Source organism: Pseudarthrobacter sp. BRE9 (genome assembly GCF_031844305.1).
In the GTDB taxonomy this organism is placed as follows: Bacteria; Actinomycetota; Actinomycetes; order Actinomycetales; family Micrococcaceae; genus Arthrobacter.
This window is the reverse complement of the sequence record NZ_JAUZUY010000001.1, coordinates 770586-789811: the sequence shown is the minus strand read 5'-3', so window position 1 is coordinate 789811 and position 19226 is coordinate 770586. Positions and strand designations below refer to the sequence as shown.

Below are 19226 nucleotides of genomic sequence, written 5' to 3'. Positions count from 1 at the left end.
CAAAGTGCCGCCGATGATGAGGACAATGCGCTTGCGTGGTCCTCGCTTTCCACGTCGACGTGCCTCAAGCCTCGATGCGGCGCCGCTCCTCATTCCGTGATGTTCCCTTGAAAAAGCACCCATTTATGGTCGGCCAAGTCCCCGGTAGGACCATCCGGCCGCTCGCCACTTCTCTGGGTTCAGGATGTTACGACCATCCAAAATTTTGGGCGTAGCGACACTGCCCGAAAGCTCGTATGGGTCTAAGTCCCGGTATTGCTTCCACTCGGTTAGCAGGAGTAGAGCTTCAGCACCACTCATCGCCACCTCTGCGTCCTGTTGATAATGCAGTTCAGGAAAGCGGCGCTGGGCGTTTCGAAGCGCTTTCGGGTCTGTGACTGTAACCACGGCGCCCTGCAATTGCAGTTGCGCTGCAATGCTTAGGGCAGGACTGTCCCGCACGTCGTCGCTCTCGGGCTTGAAGGCAGCCCCAAGCACTGTAATCCGTTTTCCCAGTAAAGAGCCATCACAGAGCTCACGGGTCAATTCCACAACCTTGCTGCGACGCCTCATGTTGATTGCGTCTACTTCACGGAGGAAGGTCAGCGCTTGGTCTGCGCCCAGTTCACCAGCCCGAGCCATGAAAGCGCGGATGTCTTTCGGTAGGCATCCGCCTCCGAAGCCGATCCCGGCGTTAAGGAACTTGCGGCCAATCCGGTCATCCAGGCCGATAGCGTCGGCCAATTGAGTTACGTCGGCGCCGGCGGCTTCACAAAGCTCAGCCATGGCGTTGATGAACGAGATTTTTGTCGCCAAGAAGGAATTCGCAGCAGTCTTGACGAGTTCGGAAGTGGGGTGGTCGGTAACGAGGCGTGGCGTTCCCGATGAAATCGGGGATGCGTAGACCTCATCCAGAACCGAGACAGCGGGGTTGTCCTCCAGTCCGTCTTCATTGCCGTAGACAAGCCGGTCCGGATGCAGCGTATCTGCGACAGCGTGGCCTTCTCTTAGGAACTCTGGATTCCAGACGAGCGTTGCTTCAGGCTGCACGTCCCGGATGCGGCGATTGAGTCGAGAGGCTGTGCCCACTGGTACTGTCGATTTCCCAACGACCACATCCCCAGGTGATAGGTGGGGGAGTAGAGCTTCCACGGCAGCATCAACAAAGGTCAGGTCTGCAGCGTTTTCACCGTGCCGTTGCGGGGTACCGACGCATATGAAATGCACACGGCTTCCCGCGGCAGCGGCAGCATCACAGCTGAAGCTCAGTCGACCCGTGCTTTGAACCTCACGGAGCAGATCATCCAACCCTGGCTCGAAAAATGGCGCGGTTGCAGCAGCGAGATCCGAGATTTTTTTCTCGTCAACATCGATACCCACCACCTCATGACCAAGCTTCGCCATGCAGGCTGCATGCACTGCTCCTAAATAACCGCAACCAATGACCGAAATACGCATTAGTATCTTTCCTCCCCAGCTGGGTACTAACGAGTTGCCCAACAATTTAAAGTGCGCAGCGTTCAATATGCGCCGGTGCTTCCAAAAACGGCTCGTACCGTACGGAGCAGAATCAGGAGGTCTCCGGTAAGTGACCAATTTTCAACGTAGTAAAGATCGAGGCGGACCGAATCTTGCCATGAGAGATTAGACCTGCCGCTTACCTGCCAGAGTCCAGTAAGTCCTGGCTTGACCAACAGGCGCCGACGCACGTCATTCTCATATGCCTCGACTTCACGCGGCAACGGTGGCCGCGGGCCCACAAGGCTCATCGAACCACCAAGTATGTTAAAGAGTTGAGGAAGCTCGTCAAGACTGAACTTGCGCAAAACAGAGCCCACCCTTGTTACGCGTGGATCGTCCTTCAATTTGAACAGAACCCCGTGTCCCTCGTTTTGCGCAACCAATTCACTCAGTCGAGTTTCGGCATCAGCCACCATCGATCGAAACTTAAGCATCTTGAAGGGCGCACCTTCGATTCCCACGCGTTCCTGTCGGAAGAGGACGGGGCCTGGGCTGTCAAGTTTGACAAGAGCCGCGAGGGCCGCCATCAAGGGTGCGGTCACAAGGATCAGTGCGGCGCTTACCAGAATGTCAAATAAGCGCTTTGCCACTCTTTGCCCTCCCTCCAGGGTGGGAGTGGTGACATGGATGAGCGGCAGTCCGGAAACCTGTTGGGTATGTATACGCGGTCCAGCGATGTCAGTAAGGGCCGGTGCCATGATGAGGCCCACATTGCGTGCCGCCAATTCCCAGCCCAGATGACGCAGAGTCTGCGGATGAAGTTGCACCCCTGCTGACACCGCAACTGCATCGGCTCGGCAAGAATCAATAGCGGTGAGAATGGTCCCGATCTCGGGGCTGGTCCCAAGAATGGGCAGGCCTAATAGGCTGTCCTGTGAGGTTGGGGTGGGAGCGCCGGGGGTATAAGCCGCAACAGGTTGGTATCCCGAGTGCTTGGCTCCGGCCAGGGTCTTGGCGAGATGGGCCACGGCGCCCGGCCCTCCCAAGATCAGCAATCGCGACATGCTTTGACCGCCCTGTCTGTCGACATGGAGGTGCTGCCGCAGTAGCCAGCGTGCCAGCAGCAGGCCAAACAAACCAGCAGGTAGAGCGATACCTACGTATCCTCTCGCGGTCTCGATGCGGAAGACATAAGAAATAATCGCTACCAGCCCGAAGAGCCAGAGGGAGGCCGCGGCAACGCGCTTGTATTCGTCCGCTCCCGCTCCCAGAATGCGGCTCTGACGCGTGTTCCAGGCTCCGAGCATCAGCCACCAAGACACGGCCAGGGCCAGAGAGAACCAGATATATGAAAAATCTTGACCTTGCACGATTAGGTCAGAGTCCAAGCCGAAGCGGACCACGTAGGCGCCTGCTATTGCCCAACAGATTACAAAAGCGTCAACAACTCGCAGTTGCCGCGCTGTCCGCCGTCGCCAATTCGGCCCTGTCCCCAATTAGCACCCAATCGTTTACTAGTTCTTACCTTGGGAGCTCCCCCCGACAGGATACCTCGCTCTGTCGCGTCACATGCCAATGTGTCAGCAGCGGTCAAAGGCGCTATGACCGCTGTCACGTCGGCTTCTCACTCCCTGGGTAGCGGCATGCCTTTGAGGTGATCCTGTGCTAGCTTAGGCCCCGCCAGCATGCCCGCTGATGTAACTTCAGCACTGATGCGATTTTCATCGTATTCCTGTGGTGTCCGGTATGCATTGCGTTCGTTCCGGCACGCGAGCATTGCGCCTCAGCGACCATGGGTTGAAGGTGTGCGCCGAAACAAGAATGAGCGGAAGAATAAGTATTGTGAAACCGAGTAAACCCTTGGGTCAGGCAAAGTCGGTCGCGATAATCGGCACACGGGGCTACCCTAGCTACTATGGCGGATTTGAGACCGCGGTTCGAAAGATAGTCCCGCACCTTGCTGACGCTGGCTGGGACGTGAATGTATACGGGCGGGCAGGTGCGGTAAAAGCCGAGGATCCCGATCTTGATCCTCGTGTCCGTTCGACACTAACTCCAGGCTTGGACACCAAGTCTCTAAGCACGCTAAGTTATGGTCTAACCGCCGTTCTGCACTCGGTATTTCACCGCCCTGACGTGGCTTTGGTGATGAATGTTGCAAATGGTTTCTGGCTTCCGATTCTGCGGCTTAGGCGTATTCCCACAGTGGTGAATGTGGATGGAATCGAATGGGAGCGTGCGAAATGGGGCCGCGCAGCAAAGTTTATGTTTCGAATGGGTGCGGCTTTCACAGCCCGCTTTGCTGATGTTCTGGTCAGCGATTCGGTTGAGATTCAACGGCGATGGAAGGCTGAATTCGGTCGCGACAGTCAGTTCATCCCTTATGGCGGCGATGAGCCCGGCGTTTTACCGGTGGTGGACGGTTTGCAACCGGGCAAGTATGTTCTTATGGTTGCAAGGTTCGTTCCGGAAAATTCAATCTTGGAATTTTTCGAGGCGGTGGAGACTCTCGCCCAAAGTCACCCCGTGGTTATTGTGGGTTCCTCTGGTTATGGAGGAGAGCTGGATGAGAAGGCGGCAATCCTGAGCCGACACGAAAACGTCACTTGGCTGGGGCATCTAAGCGACGACGAAAAGCTTCTTTCTTTGTGGCAACATGCCGGTGCCTACTTTCATGGACACAGTGTGGGCGGAACAAATCCAGCGCTCGTGCAGGCGATGGCGGCAGGTGCACCTGTGGTGGCTCGGCGGACACCTTACAATCTGGAAGTGCTCGGCTCTGAGGAGCAGCTGGTGGATCCTGAGCCCAACGATATTGTGCGAGGCCTTGAAGCAATGCTGGGAAACGTCGGGACTCGTGAAGCCATAAGTCATCAAAACAAGACTCGCGCTCGCGACCACTACAATTGGCCTGGCGTTTCTAAGGCCTATGAGCTTGCCATCAGCGATGTATCGCGCGATCTTTCACGCAATGACAGAGGCCGTATAATGGGGACTTTCTTTTTCTCGCGAATGAATAAATAAAGGTGACCTTTCGGTTTAGGAGCATCATATGCCCGATGATGACAGCGTGTCGTCGGCAATGACAAGTATTAGGATTCGGCCGGAACTGAGGGCGGCGCAAGTCAAGCGTGCCGCCCTCATGACCCCAGCGACCACTCTCTATTTCGACGAGAAATATGACCTGGGGCAGACCGCACTATCTTCCGCATTTCGAAAAGTCAGCTTTGTGCAGGCGCTTAAGTTCGTAGCGTTTAGCGATGCCTCAACTCTCGAAGTGCCTGAACCTCTGTGGTTGCGGTTCTTGCCCAAAAATATCGTACTGGTTGCTTTCTGGAAAGCTTTTGGAGTTCTACGTGCGCGTAAGCGCTCGACCGTGACCTACGCGATTGAGAATAATGAACTGAACAATTTGCTCTGTCCGCATAAGCGACTCCCAGACTTCGTGCTGCGATTCGCCGAGTTTTGCCTGGGGTTTCTTGTTCGCAGCATGATTGATCGAATCGCTTACGGAAGCTCTGCCGCAGCAGCGCTCTATGAGAGTCTCCCTGGTGTAAAAGCGATACGCAGTGCTCTTATTGAGGAACTGCCGGCTCCCGCGGCTACTCGCATTGAAGCCCAGCCGGGTGGCCGACAAGAGGCGTTGTTCATTGGCGAGCTTGATAACCGCAAAGGCATCGCGCATCTGATGTCTGCTTGGCCCACGGTAGAGCAAGGTTTGCCCTCCGCCCGACTCACGATTGCGGGAAGCGGACGCTTGTCTGAAGAAGTCGAAACATGGTGCCAACTGAAGCCCGCTTCGCGGGTATTCGCTGGCTTCGTACAGCACGAAGCGCTGCCAAAGCTCCTGGACGCGTCGACAGTTCTATTGGCGCCTTCGTGTAGGGATGGAAGGTGGCGCGAACAGATAGGTCTGCCAATCGTTGAAGCATTGGCAGCTGGGCTGACTGTAGTCACAACTGACGAAACCGGCTTGGCCCAATGGCTGGCTGGGAATGGACATTTCGTCATCAGCTCAGGAGAAGTGGCGGGAGATCTGGCAGCCATCTCCGAAAAGGCGCTCCGTGCACCTCTCCCCAAAGATGAAGTCAGAGACTCGCTTCCGTCGGTAGCTGGTCGCATCAGGGCCGACTCTTGGCTCCACGCAGGTGGATGACGGACTCGTAAGGAAGTTGAATATGGACACGTCAGATATCGCTGCGGTGGTCGTGCACCATCGCAGCCCAGATTCCCTTGGCAAGACGGTAGGACGCCTTCTTGACCAAGGAGTGTTGCCCAACAACCTTGTTGTAGTGGACAACAGTGAGAACCCGGTCGACTCCGGCCGGGCGCGAGCGATCATACCAATGAACGTCGCTGTCATCCTCTCGCCTAACTTGGGCTACGGCGCAGCCGTCAATCGTGGCGTGCGCTGGCACGTGGAGTCTGGAACAGACGCTTCGCTGTTGTTGGTGTCGACTCACGAGTCTCTCCCTGAGCCCGGAGCCATCCAAGAACTGCAACGCGTGCTGTTGGAGAACCCTAAGGCGGCGGTCGTTGGACCGGCTTTGGTAACTGGAGAGGCCTCCGACGTAGTGTGGTCTCTCGGCGGGTACTTCACGAGGAGTCTGAACCTGCCACGGCATCACGGACACAAGTCTTCGAGATCGACCATAGGCAAACGCTCAAGCCAAGCAGTGGATTGGCTGGACGGGGCATTTCTTCTGTTCAGAAGGGAAGTCCTCGAACAATACAAGATTGACGAACGATTCTTTTTATATCTTGAAGAGACAGACCATCAACGACAGTTGACGCGTTCCGGCTGGGAAGTTCTTGTGGCTCCTCAGGCAGTCGTCTGGCAGAGTTCCAACGGTATTCCCCCGTATTACCAAACCCGTAACATCCAACTTTTCCAAGCCAAGAACGGCAACTTGTATCAACGATTTGTTTCTGCCCCTTACCTCACCATTCGGGGAGTCGGACGAAGTGTTTACAGGCGTCAGGGCAGTTCTGACTGGAAGCCATTAGTGTCCGGCCTGGTGGCTGGACTCAGGTTCAGCCGAGAAGATGCGTGCACAGCCTCTGCTGTTCATATTGTGAACCCGCTTGGGGGAGCCCTAGCGCATTACACGTCTGCCCTCGAGTCCGTGCTCCGAGGTGCGGGAGTTCGAGTCACGGTTTCTTCAGTTTTAGAGCCCTCGATGGCGGGAACGGGCCGTATGGCGTGGCTGGCTAAGTACGCTGCCCTTCTATTCAGGGCCGGCAGGAATAGCAGCCGCGGCAACCGAACTGTGGTTGTGTGGCCAGTGCTCGGATTTGTCGATCTGATTCTCGCCCGATTGCTCAGCGGCAAAATGACATCGGTGGTCTACCACGACCCCAAGCCTCTGGTTAGAGCCATCGGCACTGGAAAGGTCTCGGCCGCACTTGTTTCGTCGATACCCTTTCTATGCGAAGTCATCGTCCACAGCGAGACGGCGGCGCAATCAATGCGTTCAGCAGGACTGGGAAAGACTCAGGTGTTGTTGCGACACCCGATGTTTGCCCCGAGGGAGGATGCTCGGGCTACACAGACCAGAAAGAACCGCCGTCCCGTATTGCGCGTCCTGGGCCAGTATAAACAGGATCGCGACCTGGAAGTTCTGCGGCTGCTTTCCTCAGATCTGCGAGAACAGTTTGAGCTCGAAATTGTTGGCCGTGGATGGCCGGATATAGAGGGCTGGCGAGTTGACGCTCGGTTTGTGTCTGAGCTCGAACTGGATGAACTCGTTCGAGGCAGTGACGCCATTCTTATTCCGTACAAGCGGTTCTATCAGAGTGGGATTGCCGTGCGGGCCTTGGAATGGGGCACGCCTGTTGTGGGGCGTGCAGGCACCAGTTTGGACGGCTTATATGGAGAAGGTTCCCGACTGTTGGTGGCAGAAGATGACAACGATGGTGGCTTAGATGTGGCCGCTTGGTCCAGCGCCATCAGATATGCCGTCACTGCAGGCGGCCAGGAAGCCGCGGAGGCCAGTAGGCATCATTTTGACGACGTACTGGCCGACTGGGAATCCTGGCTCGCCTCCGCCAAGTGTGAAACGCGATAGGACGTTGCATCAATGACTTACACCATGCTTGCGATTGGACCGGCTAACCCAGAGGCGGACTCAGCGTGGTTGCGGACGCAAGCAGTTAGTCGCGTCATAAGGCAGCCTTCTCAAGCTTTGGCCGGTAAACGGTTGAACAATAGGATGTTGGGCATCGGCCTGGACTCCCTGCTTTTGGCGCTTCGTACTCTTCGTCCGGGAGTGCGGGGTCCTTACTTGGCGAATAACCCTTGGATAGGCGCAGCACTAAGGCTCACGGGTCGCAAGAACTTCGTCGTAACCGGTATCTATGCGGAGCCCAGGAGTAGAAGCTGGTGGGTATTACAGAAGCTAATCGGACATACGAAAGTAGTTACTCTCTCTAAATCGGAGGCGGACGCCTGGACGGCGGATGGAGGAGACGCAACGCCCGTTTTGTACGGGAACTCATTTGGCTATCCCGTCAAGAAGGTGTCCAAAGAGTTCCATATATTCGTGGGTGGGAGTTCAGACCGCGATGAGGTGCTGATGTCGCGACTGGAAAGAGAAGTCCTGCAAGCCGAATCTGGCGTTCGCCTCACACTGGCAGTCGGAGGTGAACCGGGACTGACAGAAGTGAACGGAAATGCAGTTCATCGACCAGGACTGTTGAGTCAGGCGGAGTTCGGTGAACTTCTGAGCACTGCATCGGTCGCGTTCATTCCTATCCGAAACGGGATTCGGGCTGCCGGACACATGGTCATGGTGGGCGCTTTGGAATGTGGAATTCCCGTGCTTATCTCACCAGCGCAAGGTGTTCGCGAGTATATTCTCGGACCTGCGATCGACGCTTTAACTGTTGAAGGAGACATTCTGCCGCAGCTGCGCACACTCGCCGCCGATCCTCGTAATGGTTCCGCGCAAGTGAAGACATTTTGGCAGGACGTGTACAGTCTGGAAGCGTACACGCGACGCGTAGCTCACGTGCTCGCTGACTTCTAGGTCCTAGATCCCTGCCTGGCTGAGCGGTTCTCGTTTTAGGAACTCGAGGGTAGCGGCGTCGTATGTCGCTTTGATCTGTAAGTCGTTTTGTCCTTCCCCTACATTTACATTTTGCAGGGAAGTATCTTGCCCAAATGGCAAGATTTTAAATTCCAAGTCAAGCGGTGTGCTGCTCACCTGCCTTACAGGTACTCTTGCAGTCACCGCCGCATAATGCAGCCATACGTCGTCTGCTTTGGGAGCCTTATCCATAAACGAAAGGCCGAGCTTTTGCAGCTGGCGCAGTACACTCGGTGGATATAGCACTCCACCGACTCCCGTGGCGAATGTTCTGAAGGTGGGTCGGTCCGTACGGCAAGCTGGCCACGAGGAATAGGGGAGGATCGCTTCTGCGATCTGCAGCTCGTGCGCCCTCGTGCAGCTCACAACGTTAGGGTACTCAGCGTATGAAGACATCAATGACTGAAGCCAAGACTTCGGATAGAGGAAGTCATCATCTACGACAATAAGTGGGCGGTTGGCTTGACTGACCTCTAGCGAGGCGACGTAAGGGTAGTACTTTTTATGAGGGCCATAGTTCGCGCAATGACGCACTTCTAGGCCTCTCTTTACTAGCCGCTTAAGTGGAGCAGGCAGTTCATCGGTCTCACTGAACTCATCGACCCAGAGTATCAAGCGCTGGGGACGAATATGACCGCAGGCAATGCTCTCAATCGCGAGATGTACAGTGCGAGTGCGCTGCCCGTAGGTGGTGAGAGAGACGACTGCGCCAGCAGTGCCAGTAATGGGCTTTGTGGAGAAGGTATTGAGCAACTGTAATTTTGCGAGTAATAGCCAACGGAGTGCATGTCGCGCGCTTCTCGCTGGAATATCTGGCGTCGGAGCCATCAAACAATCCTGCCTTTTCTGCGAGGCTTAACAAAGCCCGCCGCCAAGAAAAAAATGGAAGCTAAGTCGGACCTTCTTATCGCGTAAAACGAGGCAAAGGGCATGCCATAAGAGCGTTTTAGGATGAGGATATTCAGGTTCGCGGCAACGAAGTTGCCTACTAGAGTGGAAACTGCGGCTCCTGTGGCACCAAGCGATGGCACCAACGCAACAACCGCTACGACGTTTATCACGGCCGCTACTACAAGGGAAGTGCTCACTGCCCCTGGACGGCCGCGTCCCACAATGCCTGCGCCTGCGATTGACCCTGGTATTCCGATGACAGCCGCGATCGTTAGGATAACGACGGCAGGCACGGCGTGGCGGAAGTCATTGCTGAAAAGGAGCGGGAACCAATAGGAAACCGGGAGCAGGAGAACGGCGCAAATCATTAGCCCCGCGAGAAAAGAAACCCTTGCGCTCCTCTGCAGGACGTGGGGGTCCGAGTCGGAGGTTTGTGCCGAGAAGGTTATGTCTCGTACTGCATTGTTGATCACCAAGACGGCGTCTGCCACGGAAGCTGCCGCAGCGTAGTAGCCCAGCTGCCGTGCGTCCGAGAGCGGCAGCATGATTGCTTGGTCGATTTTCCCGAGGATTATTCCTGAGACAGAGCCTAGCCAAACGACCAAGCTAAAAGACGTCATGTCTTTGTAAGGCACTACAGTTTGGTTCTTGTGCTGTCCGAGTGCAAGCAGGGGCTTGAGGAAGGCAAAACCCGCAACGACTGGCGCGATGGACAAAATCAAGACTGCTGCGAGAGGTGAGAGACTCCCGAGAGCAAATGCGCCGCCGATGAAGCAAAGTCGGAAAGCAGAGGTCAGGTACTTCTCGAGATTTACGTACTTCCACTCATGCAACCCTCGCGGAAGTGACCGTAGACCTGCGACAAGAGTTGTGGGCAGAACAAATAAGGCTGCGATTTTAATGAGGTCCTCGGCGGCACGATTACCCCCTGACAGAGGTGCGGCCAGCAAGAAGACAGCAAGTGACGCCAGAGCGCCCGTGCCGCACAAGAGCAGCAATCCCTTCCGCATGGCTTCCTTGGCGCTAGCCGGGTTGCGGGCAATCAGGTATGTAACGGCCTCTGGAATGCCAAACATGGCCAGCGTTGTCATCAACAGCAAGGGCGAGGTCGCCGCTGCGGCAATCCCGCGCTGTTCAGCACCCAGGGCTTGGGCCAGGAGAGGCGCGACAGCGAAGCCCGCTGCGGGGGGCGCCAGATTTGCTAGCGCCGAGAGCGCCATCTGTTTAGCTAATCTGTTGCGCGGAGGGGGAACATTATCCGATAGTTGCTGGGGAGCATCGCTCATTGAGAGTTGACCTTTGCCTTCAGGCTGGGACTTGAAGTCCGTCGTAAACGCGTTCTGAGGACGCCTTTCTCACGCGGGCGGCCGTGCAGTAGGTGCGTCTGCGGCGACCGTTATTGCCCGCGGCTGTCCCTGCCCGAAGATGGAAATACACTCGGGGCTCGGTCCATCCGGCCATACATCTGAGCGTCTCCCGTATCTAGCCCCGAACTCGCACCTGGGCCGTGCTCGAATTGAGCGGTCTCGGGGCTCTGGTAACTATAGGTGTAAGCGTCCTGACTTTTGAACGGCAAATGGTTCAACACCACGCCTAAGACGTTCGACTCCACTAAATCGAGGGCCGCCAGCGACCGTTCCAGGTCATGTTGCTTCAACTTCTGGCTGCCGACAACAACTACAACACCCCCGACTTGTTGAGAAAGAACTGCGGCGTCCGTGACCGGAAGAAGGGGCGGCGCATCCACTACTACCGCGTCAAAAGTGCTTTCAAGGCGTTCGATGAGGAGCCTCATCTCTTCAGAACCGAGCAGTTCGCTCGGGTTTGGGGGTACCTGTCCGGAAGTCAAAACATAGAGGTGGTCGCTGCCCCAGTGTTGAAGGACATCGTTTATGTCTGCGGAACCCACCAAGGCGGTAGTTAATCCAGCATTACGTTCCAGACCGAGATACTCGCCCACCATAGGTCGACGGAGGTCGGCGTCAACGAGGCAAACAGATTGCCCTGCCTGAGCAAGAGCGATCGCCAGATTGGTGGCTGTCGTGGTCTTACCCTCGCCGGGAAGGGACGAAGTAACTAGCACAGACTTTGCGCGGCCGGAAACGTTCGCGAACTGGAGGTTGGTACGAAGCCGCCGGAACGATTCAGCGCGAGGACTCTGGGGGGCGACTTGCGTAAGCAATGGCTTCTTTGCCGCATCCGACTCGAATGCAATAGCACCCAGCAGAGGTGCGTCAGTAATGCGGCGAAGCTCATTCTCTCCACGGATCCTATTGTCCAATAGGGATCGGAGAAGGGCTCCTCCTATGCCGAGGACTAAACCTGCGAGAAGCCCCACGAGGAGATTCATTTTGGTGTTTGGCGAGGACGGCGACAAGGGCGCCTTTGCCGGCTTGATTACTGACATGCTGACAGGCGAGACACCGCCAGCTTTCGGTTTCTCCAGAGAATCCACGGTTTTGATCAGACTATCGGCAATTGCCTGCGCCAGAGCGGCTGCTTGAACGGGGGAGTTGTCGTTGACAGAAATCGAGATCAACACAGTGTTTATATCGCTGCTTGCCTTAACACGGCCGGCCAAGTCTTCAGCGGTAACATTTAGGCCCAGCGATTCTATGGCAGGTTGGAGGACGACCGGTGAATCTATTGTCTTGACGTATGACTGGACACGCGCTTGACCAAACGAGTTGCCTTGTTGAAGTTCCTGGATCGACCCCGACCCTTGAATAGCTACGAAGAGCTGCGTTTCTGCAGTGTACGTTGGTTTTGAGAGCATTGACGCCGCTCCACCCAGGAGTAGCCCAACAAGCGTCGAAGCAATAATGAGAATCCAACTGCGGCGAAGGATTTTGAGTACGTCGCGAATTTCCACGGCCGGTCCCCCTATAGGTGGCTTGATTCTGCTGAAACCCTGCCAACAGGGCGGCAATCTGAGCCACCTCGACGATTCTACCCGGTAGGGGAAGTGTGATTTGAACGGCGCTGCCATTGTTCTCGACCTGTACCCTGCGGGGCGCGCACCCGTCAGGTTGGGGGTGGAGCACCGGGAGTGAGGCCACGCCTGTGGTGACAGAGGCGCCTCTACAGTCTGGCGACTGCGGCGCTGTCCATGTGGACCCAAGATGCAAAGATTGAGCGGTCTGGACGTCCAGCTATGGGCGTGAGCGGATGTCCTTAGATTTCCGGGCCAACTTTCGCAGCTGTTACGTACTGGCTGACACTGTTCCGTCTCAGGCTTTCCCTTACACTGTGCTTATGCCAAATGGGGGAAACACGTCAGACTCGTTCGCGTCCGTTCGGCGCCTCGACGCAACCAAAGGGCATAAAAAAAACCTACTTCGCCAGCTTAATGGTGTCCGAATTGTTGCTGCCATGTGGGTGGTCTTGTACCACTACCAACCCCAGATCTACGGGATCCTGCCAGAATTGGCATTCTTGGCTCCCGTGACCGGTATGGGATATCTCGCCGTTGATCTATTCTTTGTCCTAAGCGGCTTCATCATTTGTTATCAGTATCTTGGACGTTTTTCACATTTCACAAGAATCGCCTATGTCCGCTTCTTAGTAAAACGGCTAGCCCGCATTTACCCTGCGCACTTTGCTGTTTTGCTGGCTCTGGCCGTGTTTGTGCTTGGTTCGGATGCTATCGGTGTGAAGATAACAGATCCGGAAAATTACAGCGCCTCGGGGCTCGTCCTTGACCTATTTCTCTTACGCTCGTGGGTGGGGGACTCTCAGGGTTGGAACATACCAGCATGGTCACTGAGTGCTGAGTGGCTGGCTTACGTGCTCTACCCGGTCCTGGCTCTTGGCGTAACGTGGTTGGCAGTCAGACGTACACGCCTCCTGTTAGTTGCGGCGAGCCTTATTGTATTGTTCGAAGGCTTGGCTACATCGGTATATCCTTCTTCCCATATGCCGGTTCCGGCCGCTCGAATTCTCCTGGCCTTCAGTTTGGGGTGCGTCGTTTACCTCTTATCCAACAAGATCACCCACAGCGAGAAAAACGGGTGGCTTGGGATGGGATCGCTAGTCGCATTGTTGGTTTTACCTGCATCGATTTCGGTGGACGGACTCCGCGCTTCCGTTTCCCTACTTCTCGCGGGGCTTGTCATTCTTCTGTTGGCGACCGGTTCTGGACGTCCAATAAGGTTGCTTGGCGCTCGACTCTTGAACGCGGGTGGGCTCATCTCCTTCAGTCTGTATCTGGCTCACGTCCCAGCTTTGATGCTGATCGTTCGCACGCTACCGGCCGAACGTTTCTATGATTCTGCAATTTTCTTCCGTTTAGCGGTGGCCGCGCTGTACCTGATTTTTGCCGTTGCAGCAGGATCTTTTTTGTACCAATTGGTGGAAAGGCCCGCGCACAAAATGCTTCTAAACGTTTTCGATAAACGTTTGGGTGGTCTGCCCAAGCAGCAGCGCTAACTGCAAGCACACAGGAGCAGTCGGAAACGGCCCAGAGCAATGACTTCCTGTTCGGTTCCGATATATAGCCAGCGGAGCCGCCCCACCGGGCTACCCCAGCTGCGGGGCCATCGGGTCCCGGCGGAAGGAAGGACGCTTCCAACGGTCCAGGGGCATTCCTGTCGCCGGACCGGTGGAGGCGCTCTGGCCAAAGTACCGCTGGTCCTGCAAAGAGCCTGAATGCGACCGGCTGTCGTTCTTCGAATCCATGCCACAGGTGCGGCGCCGCGGCCGCTCCGGGACGAGCTCGTGGATGCCGTCATCCGCTCCGGCCGGGCCGTCTCTGAGACAGCCCTCGGCTTCGCCGCGTACTGGTGGATGGTCCGCGGCACTGAATGAAGCGTGCTTGCTCAGGCGGCCCGATGTGGGGACAAACTACTGATCATTACAGGGGGCCTACAGTCAAGGTCGGGCCCAACAACACCGCTATTAAGAATAGCCAAACGCAGAGCGCGCGGCAGGCTGATTGGTTTCAACGATGACCGGCCGGCGGCTGGCAGCTACGGTGGTGGAAATGATGCTGGCAGCGTCGGCTGCGACCCCGGTTGGATCGGTCAAGGCCCGTGGTCCTGTTCCAAGTTGCATGCTAGACATACTCATCCCAGCAGTGCCGGGGGCCCCTTGCCTTCAACCACACGAACTCAATTCCCCATCAACCACGAAGAGCCGGATAACTTGGCGATCGCGGGTTGTACAGGCCCCGAACTAGGGTCTCACAGCAAGCAGTTTCTGCTCGACGAGTCACCGGTCCAATACATTCAGATCCCTGACGGCAAACGTAGGCCTGAATTCGCGTACTAAGCATCTGGAAGACGGGCCGCTAACGACTAACTGGGACCTTTATGCTCCATGGGTAGGATTAAAGCAGACAGTTGGCTGGTTGCGGAGGTACGGAGAAACAATGTCGGAATGGCTCGAAGTCGGCACGGACAACTATGTGGTGGTCACGGAAGGATCCTTGCTGAATACGGGCCTGATTGTTGGTTCTGAGCGCGCCATGGTGATCGACACCGGCTGCGGTCCACGGCAGGGACGCGAAATACTGAAGGCCGTGCGCGAGAAAACAAGCCTGCCGCTCGTCGTCGTTAACACACACGCCCACTACGACCACTTCTTCGGCAATGCAGTGTTTGCCGAAGCCGGTGTCACCGAATTCTGGGCCCACGAGAACTGCGCCACGGAGATCGACCAGCGCGGCGACCTGCAGCGCCGGCATGTCGGGACGCTGGAGCCGGAGATGTCCGCAGGCGAAGGTGACAACGTGGAACTCGTGGTCCCCAACGTCATCGTGAAAGACCAGCCCGTCCTCGTGGATCTCGGGGGACTGACAGCGACCTTGTTCTACCTCGGCCGTGGCCACACTGATGGTGACCTCCTGGTGGGCACGCCGACCACACTCTATGTGGGCGACCTCGTGGAACAGGGCGCCCACCCATCCTTCGAGGACTCCTACCCCGAGGAATGGGCGGACGTGCTCCGGCACATCTCCGCCCTGCGTCACCGCTATGAGTTCCTGATTCCGGGACACGGCAAGCCGTGCAGCGACCAGTTCGTCAAAACCATGGCCAACACCATGACTACCGCCGTCCGGCAGGCCCGCCAGTCCATCCGCGATACTCCCAACGACGCCACCAAGGCAATTCCCGTCCTGCCCTATGGGCCGGAGCAATCCCGTTGGTTCATCAAACGGCTGCAGGAGACCCGACGCCACCCCCAGGAAGCCTCGTAACAAAAAGACTTCTTGAGGAAATCTTGAGCTTGGGCCCCTATGCCTTTCCATGAGGGGAACCTCTGGCGGTGGCTGCGAGGCTAGGAACGCTAAGAGCGGAAGATAAGGCTACTTTCCTTTGTTTTGCTGGCTATCCTCGCGGTTCTCACCACATTGGTCGCATTGCCGGCGGTTGGAAAGGAGTGGTCTAGAGGCTTAGGTCCCCCTTTTCGATGTGACTTGTCAATCCATTTGTCACGTGCTTATGTCAAGGCGATGGGGATCGCTTTGATCAATGGAGGCTGTTGTGGCTTTTTCGGACTACGCGCTGGCGCTGAGCGCTCTGCTGGCCACCCTGCTGGTTCCCTTCGCTGTCCTGTACCAGATGCTGCGGCTCAAGCGCCGTGCACTCCGGATCCCCGTCCGGCCCGCACCCCGAGGGAACCAGCACTGATCATGCCGTATGTCGATATCAACCCCCACAAAGGCCGTCCCAAGTGGGTGGGCTACGCCACTCTTGCCGTTCTCTTGGTACTTACGGCTGCGGTCGTTTCGGCTGCGCTCATCCACCACTGAGCTGCGCCGATGACGGCCGGATATTGGATAGGAGCTCCTGCCGGACCCCCTAGACTTACTGATTGACCAGTGCCGCAGAACCGTTTGCCGAAAGGTCCGGGGGACAGACATGCCAGATCCGGCAGATCAGAATGCAGGCGCCCAAGCAGAGGATGCAGGGCAGCCGCAGCTGCGCCGACGCCGCGACCTTCGTCGTGCCGACGGCTCAGTTCAGGATGCCTGGACAGGAACCATGCCAGCAGTAACCCCTTCCCCTTCCAGCTCAAGCGACGCCAGTCAGCCGCTCACTCGCCGCACATCCTGGGCGGAAGCGGCTGCCGCAGCCGATGCCACCAAGCCGTCCCGCGCACCGTCGCCTGCAAGTGCCGCTCCTTCCCAGCCGGCGCCACCCGCCAGGCAGCCTGCCGCTGATCCTGTCGTGCCGCCCATCGCTTCTGTGCCCTCCGCCGAGCCGTCTCTTGAGCCGGCCGCTGCGGAAGCTGAGGCGACTCCTGAAGCTGCCGTGCCGCCGTCGGATGTTCCCTCCCCAACGCAGTCTTTCCGCCGCAGCCGGCCCACCGTGGCGGACGCGATCGCGGAAAGCCCCATGCCGGACTTCATCAGCTCGCCGGGATTGTTCGTCAAGGAGCAGAAGCCCCGTCCCAGGGGTGGCATCCGCGGCGCGCTGTACAACCTGACCGGCGGCGCCTGGAACCTTGGCCCTGGCCCAAAGCAGCGCCAGGAGGACGAGTTGGGCCGCCGGATCTCGCGCCAACTCCAGGGCAGCTACAACACCGCGATCCTGAGCCTAAAGGGCGGCATCGGCAAGACTTCCACCACCGTTGGTGTGGGCCTGACTCTGGCCGAATACCGGGGAGATGCGCCCTGTGCCATCGACGCCAACCCGGACTCGGGAGATCTGGTCGAGCGTGCCTTGGGCGAGGGCATCTACCAGCAGGCCAGCCCGCGCACCATCACGGACCTGCTGGACAACATCGAATCCATCGACTCCCTGACCGCCCTGGCCCGGTACATGCACCACGCCGGCCGGCTGCACCTGATCGCGGGGGAGCAGGACCCGGAGGTCTCCGACTCACTCACGGCCGAGGAGTACCTGCGGATCCGCAAGCTCATCTCCAGCTACTACTCGGTAGCCCTGACCGACTGCGGCACCGGCGTGACCCACAACGCGATGAGCGGGATCCTGCAGTCGGCCGACAACCTCGTAATCGCCGCCGGCTACGCGGTATCCGGCGCCAAGCGGGCCCGCAGCACCCTGCACTGGCTGGCCAGCCACGGCTACGAGGACCTGGCCCGCAACGCAATCGTGGTGATTACCGACAAGGACGAGGTGTCCTCCCGGGTGGATAAGGACGCGATCGAGGAGCACCTGTCCGGGATCTGCCGCGAGCTCATCGCGGTGCCGCACGACCGGGGTGTGGCTGACGGGGACCTCGTAACTCTGGATGTACTGAAGCCTGAAACGCGGCGAGCCTACAAGGAGATCGCCGCCGCGATCGTGGATGGGTACCGGTAGCACAGCACCGTTGGGGGTAACGGAGTATTTCGGTTTCCTGCACCTGTAGAATTCTCGCGGGGAGAAACCGCTGGACTTTACTTTTGGGGGAAACTACTGTGCGCTCTATCACCGGAGTCGGACGCGATAACACCTTTGACTTCCTGAGATTATTTGCAGCCCTCGTTGTCGTCCTTGCGCATGCGCAATTCGAACTGCGAAGTGAGCTCCTTTGGAACGCGTCCCAGTTGTTTGACGGAATCGGTATGTTTTTTGTAATGAGCGGATTCCTAGTCTGGCAGTCTGCGGTATCTATCGAAAGGCGCACCGGCAGTTTTCGCGTGTACTTTCAAAACCGGGCGTTACGAATCCTGCCCGGGCTATACACATACGCTCTGTTGATGCCGCTCGTTCTAGTGGCAGTGGGGGCGATACCGTTGCAGTCGCTGCTGACTAAAGACATGCTCATATGGCTGGGAAGTGCCGCATTTATCGTCCCCGGGTATGATCCTGCTATATGGGCGCAAGTGGGTACAGGAAACATGAATGGTCACTTGTACACAATCCCGGCAGAAGTCAGCTTTTACGCCGTTGTTCCTGTCTTAGTCTTGATGGCCCGGCGCTGGGGTTTTCGCTGGGTGGTAGTCGCTTTATCGGCGGCAGCGATCGCGGGTCCGGTACTGATGTTCTTCCTGACCGGTCCCATCACCGTCGCCGTGCACTATACGTTCCTGGAGAGGGCGGGATACTTTCTTGTCGGCGTTTTTGCGGCGGTGTATAGGGAGCGCATAGTGCTGAGCGCCCGCGCCTTCGTATTGGCTTTAGCCGCATACTTCACGTTGAAGATTTTCGGGACTGGCCATGATTGGTTCAGAGTTGTCCAGCCGCTGTGGCTTGCAGCGCCGTTGGGGTATTGCATGTTGTTTTTCGGATACCGAGGTCCAAAGGGTCTGCAACGCTTTACGTCGTGGTTTGGTGACCTGAGCTATGGCACCTATATATGGCACGTTCTGGTTGTCGAGCTCTTCGTCTGGGCTGGTTGGGTTGGACACTGGTGGCAGGTTTTGGCAGTGCTTTGTTTATCCTTAGCTGCGGCCCAGATATCGTGGCGGTTTATCGAGAGGCCAGCGCTCGGGCTCAAGAAAGACAGTTCTTCACGGGCAGCGAGGGAGAGCAGCAGCGTAGGGCCACAAGCAGTTTGACTTAGGTGGTCGGCTGGTCAACAGAATGTTCGGGATGAAGCGTCTTGTTAGGGGACCAGTCGGACGCATAACCTGGAATGGAAGGCCTGACTCCTCTGGAGGCGATCAGCAAGGAGAACCCGTCAGGGAAACTGCCATCACAGTCGACTAATGGCCCGTACTGCTCGTGGCTCCAACCATATGCAGATCATGATGCTGGCGCTCACGCCAATTCAGGCTGCTCGTGTGAGGGCAAAACGAAGGTGCATTCGGCACAATGCAAATCATCCAGATGCTCGGGCGACTGACCGATAAAGGCCACGACAGGACGACGTTGATGCCGGTGAACATGCCGAGCCCGTCAGGTTCTGGGGAGTACC

At 57.2% G+C, this 19226-nt stretch carries 15 protein-coding genes; 10 read left to right on the top strand and 5 right to left on the bottom strand.

The window, feature by feature from the left end; genetic code table 11:
* Positions 1-123 precede the first annotated feature (123 nt).
* Positions 124-1437: a UDP-glucose/GDP-mannose dehydrogenase family protein gene (locus Q9R31_RS03660; RefSeq protein WP_311261363.1), complete on the bottom strand. Its 1314-nt coding sequence runs from the start codon at positions 1435-1437 to the stop codon at positions 124-126.
* 62 nt (positions 1438-1499) lie between these two features.
* Entirely contained in the window at positions 1500-2894 is a 1395-nt protein-coding gene (locus tag Q9R31_RS03655; protein ID WP_311261634.1) for a sugar transferase, read from the bottom strand.
* Between the two features lie 367 nt (positions 2895-3261).
* Here Q9R31_RS03655 and Q9R31_RS03650 point away from each other — a divergent pair, with 367 nt between their 5' ends.
* From Q9R31_RS03650 to Q9R31_RS03635, 4 genes are all read left to right on the top strand, one after another.
* Positions 3262-4464, top strand: a complete 1203-nt coding sequence (locus Q9R31_RS03650) for a glycosyltransferase (RefSeq protein ID WP_397428202.1) — start codon at positions 3262-3264, stop codon at positions 4462-4464.
* 28 nt (positions 4465-4492) lie between these two features.
* Entirely contained in the window at positions 4493-5596 is a 1104-nt protein-coding gene (locus Q9R31_RS03645; protein WP_311261362.1) for a glycosyltransferase family 4 protein, read from the top strand.
* 22 nt (positions 5597-5618) lie between these two features.
* On the top strand, positions 5619-7508 hold the full coding sequence (locus tag Q9R31_RS03640; RefSeq protein WP_311261361.1) for a glycosyltransferase: 1890 nt from the start codon (positions 5619-5621) through the stop codon (positions 7506-7508).
* A 450-nt stretch (positions 7509-7958) separates the two neighbouring features.
* Positions 7959-8468, top strand: a complete 510-nt coding sequence (locus Q9R31_RS03635; RefSeq protein ID WP_311261360.1) for a glycosyltransferase — start codon at positions 7959-7961, stop codon at positions 8466-8468.
* 3 nt (positions 8469-8471) lie between these two features.
* Here Q9R31_RS03635 and Q9R31_RS03630 read toward each other — a convergent pair whose 3' ends face one another.
* From Q9R31_RS03630 to Q9R31_RS03620, 3 genes are all read right to left on the bottom strand, one after another.
* Entirely contained in the window at positions 8472-9356 is an 885-nt protein-coding gene (locus tag Q9R31_RS03630; protein WP_311261359.1) for a hypothetical protein, read from the bottom strand.
* Entirely contained in the window at positions 9356-10705 is a 1350-nt protein-coding gene (locus Q9R31_RS03625) for an oligosaccharide flippase family protein (RefSeq protein ID WP_311261358.1), read from the bottom strand. The genes Q9R31_RS03630 and Q9R31_RS03625 overlap by 1 nt, the downstream gene beginning before the upstream one ends.
* Positions 10706-10815: 110 nt before the next feature.
* The gene (locus Q9R31_RS03620; RefSeq protein ID WP_311261357.1) at positions 10816-12291 is read right to left on the bottom strand and encodes a polysaccharide biosynthesis tyrosine autokinase; all 1476 of its coding nucleotides are present in this window, start codon (positions 12289-12291) and stop codon (positions 10816-10818) included.
* A 383-nt stretch (positions 12292-12674) separates the two neighbouring features.
* Here Q9R31_RS03620 and Q9R31_RS03615 point away from each other — a divergent pair, with 383 nt between their 5' ends.
* The 6 genes from Q9R31_RS03615 to Q9R31_RS03590 all read left to right on the top strand — a co-directional run bounded on the left by Q9R31_RS03615 (position 12675) and on the right by Q9R31_RS03590 (position 18867).
* Positions 12675-13847, top strand: a complete 1173-nt coding sequence (locus Q9R31_RS03615; RefSeq protein ID WP_311261356.1) for an acyltransferase — start codon at positions 12675-12677, stop codon at positions 13845-13847.
* A 219-nt stretch (positions 13848-14066) separates the two neighbouring features.
* Positions 14067-14225, top strand: coding sequence for a hypothetical protein (locus Q9R31_RS03610; protein WP_311261355.1), 159 nt, complete (start codon positions 14067-14069; stop codon positions 14223-14225).
* 562 nt (positions 14226-14787) lie between these two features.
* Positions 14788-15615 carry an MBL fold metallo-hydrolase gene (locus Q9R31_RS03605; RefSeq protein ID WP_311261354.1) on the top strand — a complete coding sequence of 276 codons (828 nt, stop codon included), beginning with the start codon at positions 14788-14790 and terminating at the stop codon, positions 15613-15615.
* A gap of 286 nt (positions 15616-15901) precedes the next feature.
* Positions 15902-16048 carry a hypothetical protein gene (locus tag Q9R31_RS03600; protein WP_311261353.1) on the top strand — a complete coding sequence of 49 codons (147 nt, stop codon included), beginning with the start codon at positions 15902-15904 and terminating at the stop codon, positions 16046-16048.
* 354 nt (positions 16049-16402) lie between these two features.
* The gene (locus tag Q9R31_RS03595; protein WP_311261352.1) at positions 16403-17686 is read left to right on the top strand and encodes a MinD/ParA family protein; all 1284 of its coding nucleotides are present in this window, start codon (positions 16403-16405) and stop codon (positions 17684-17686) included.
* Between the two features lie 98 nt (positions 17687-17784).
* Positions 17785-18867 (top strand): acyltransferase, encoded by a 1083-nt coding sequence (locus Q9R31_RS03590; RefSeq protein WP_311261351.1) that lies wholly within the window; start codon positions 17785-17787, stop codon positions 18865-18867.
* Positions 18868-19226: the final 359 nt, after the last annotated feature.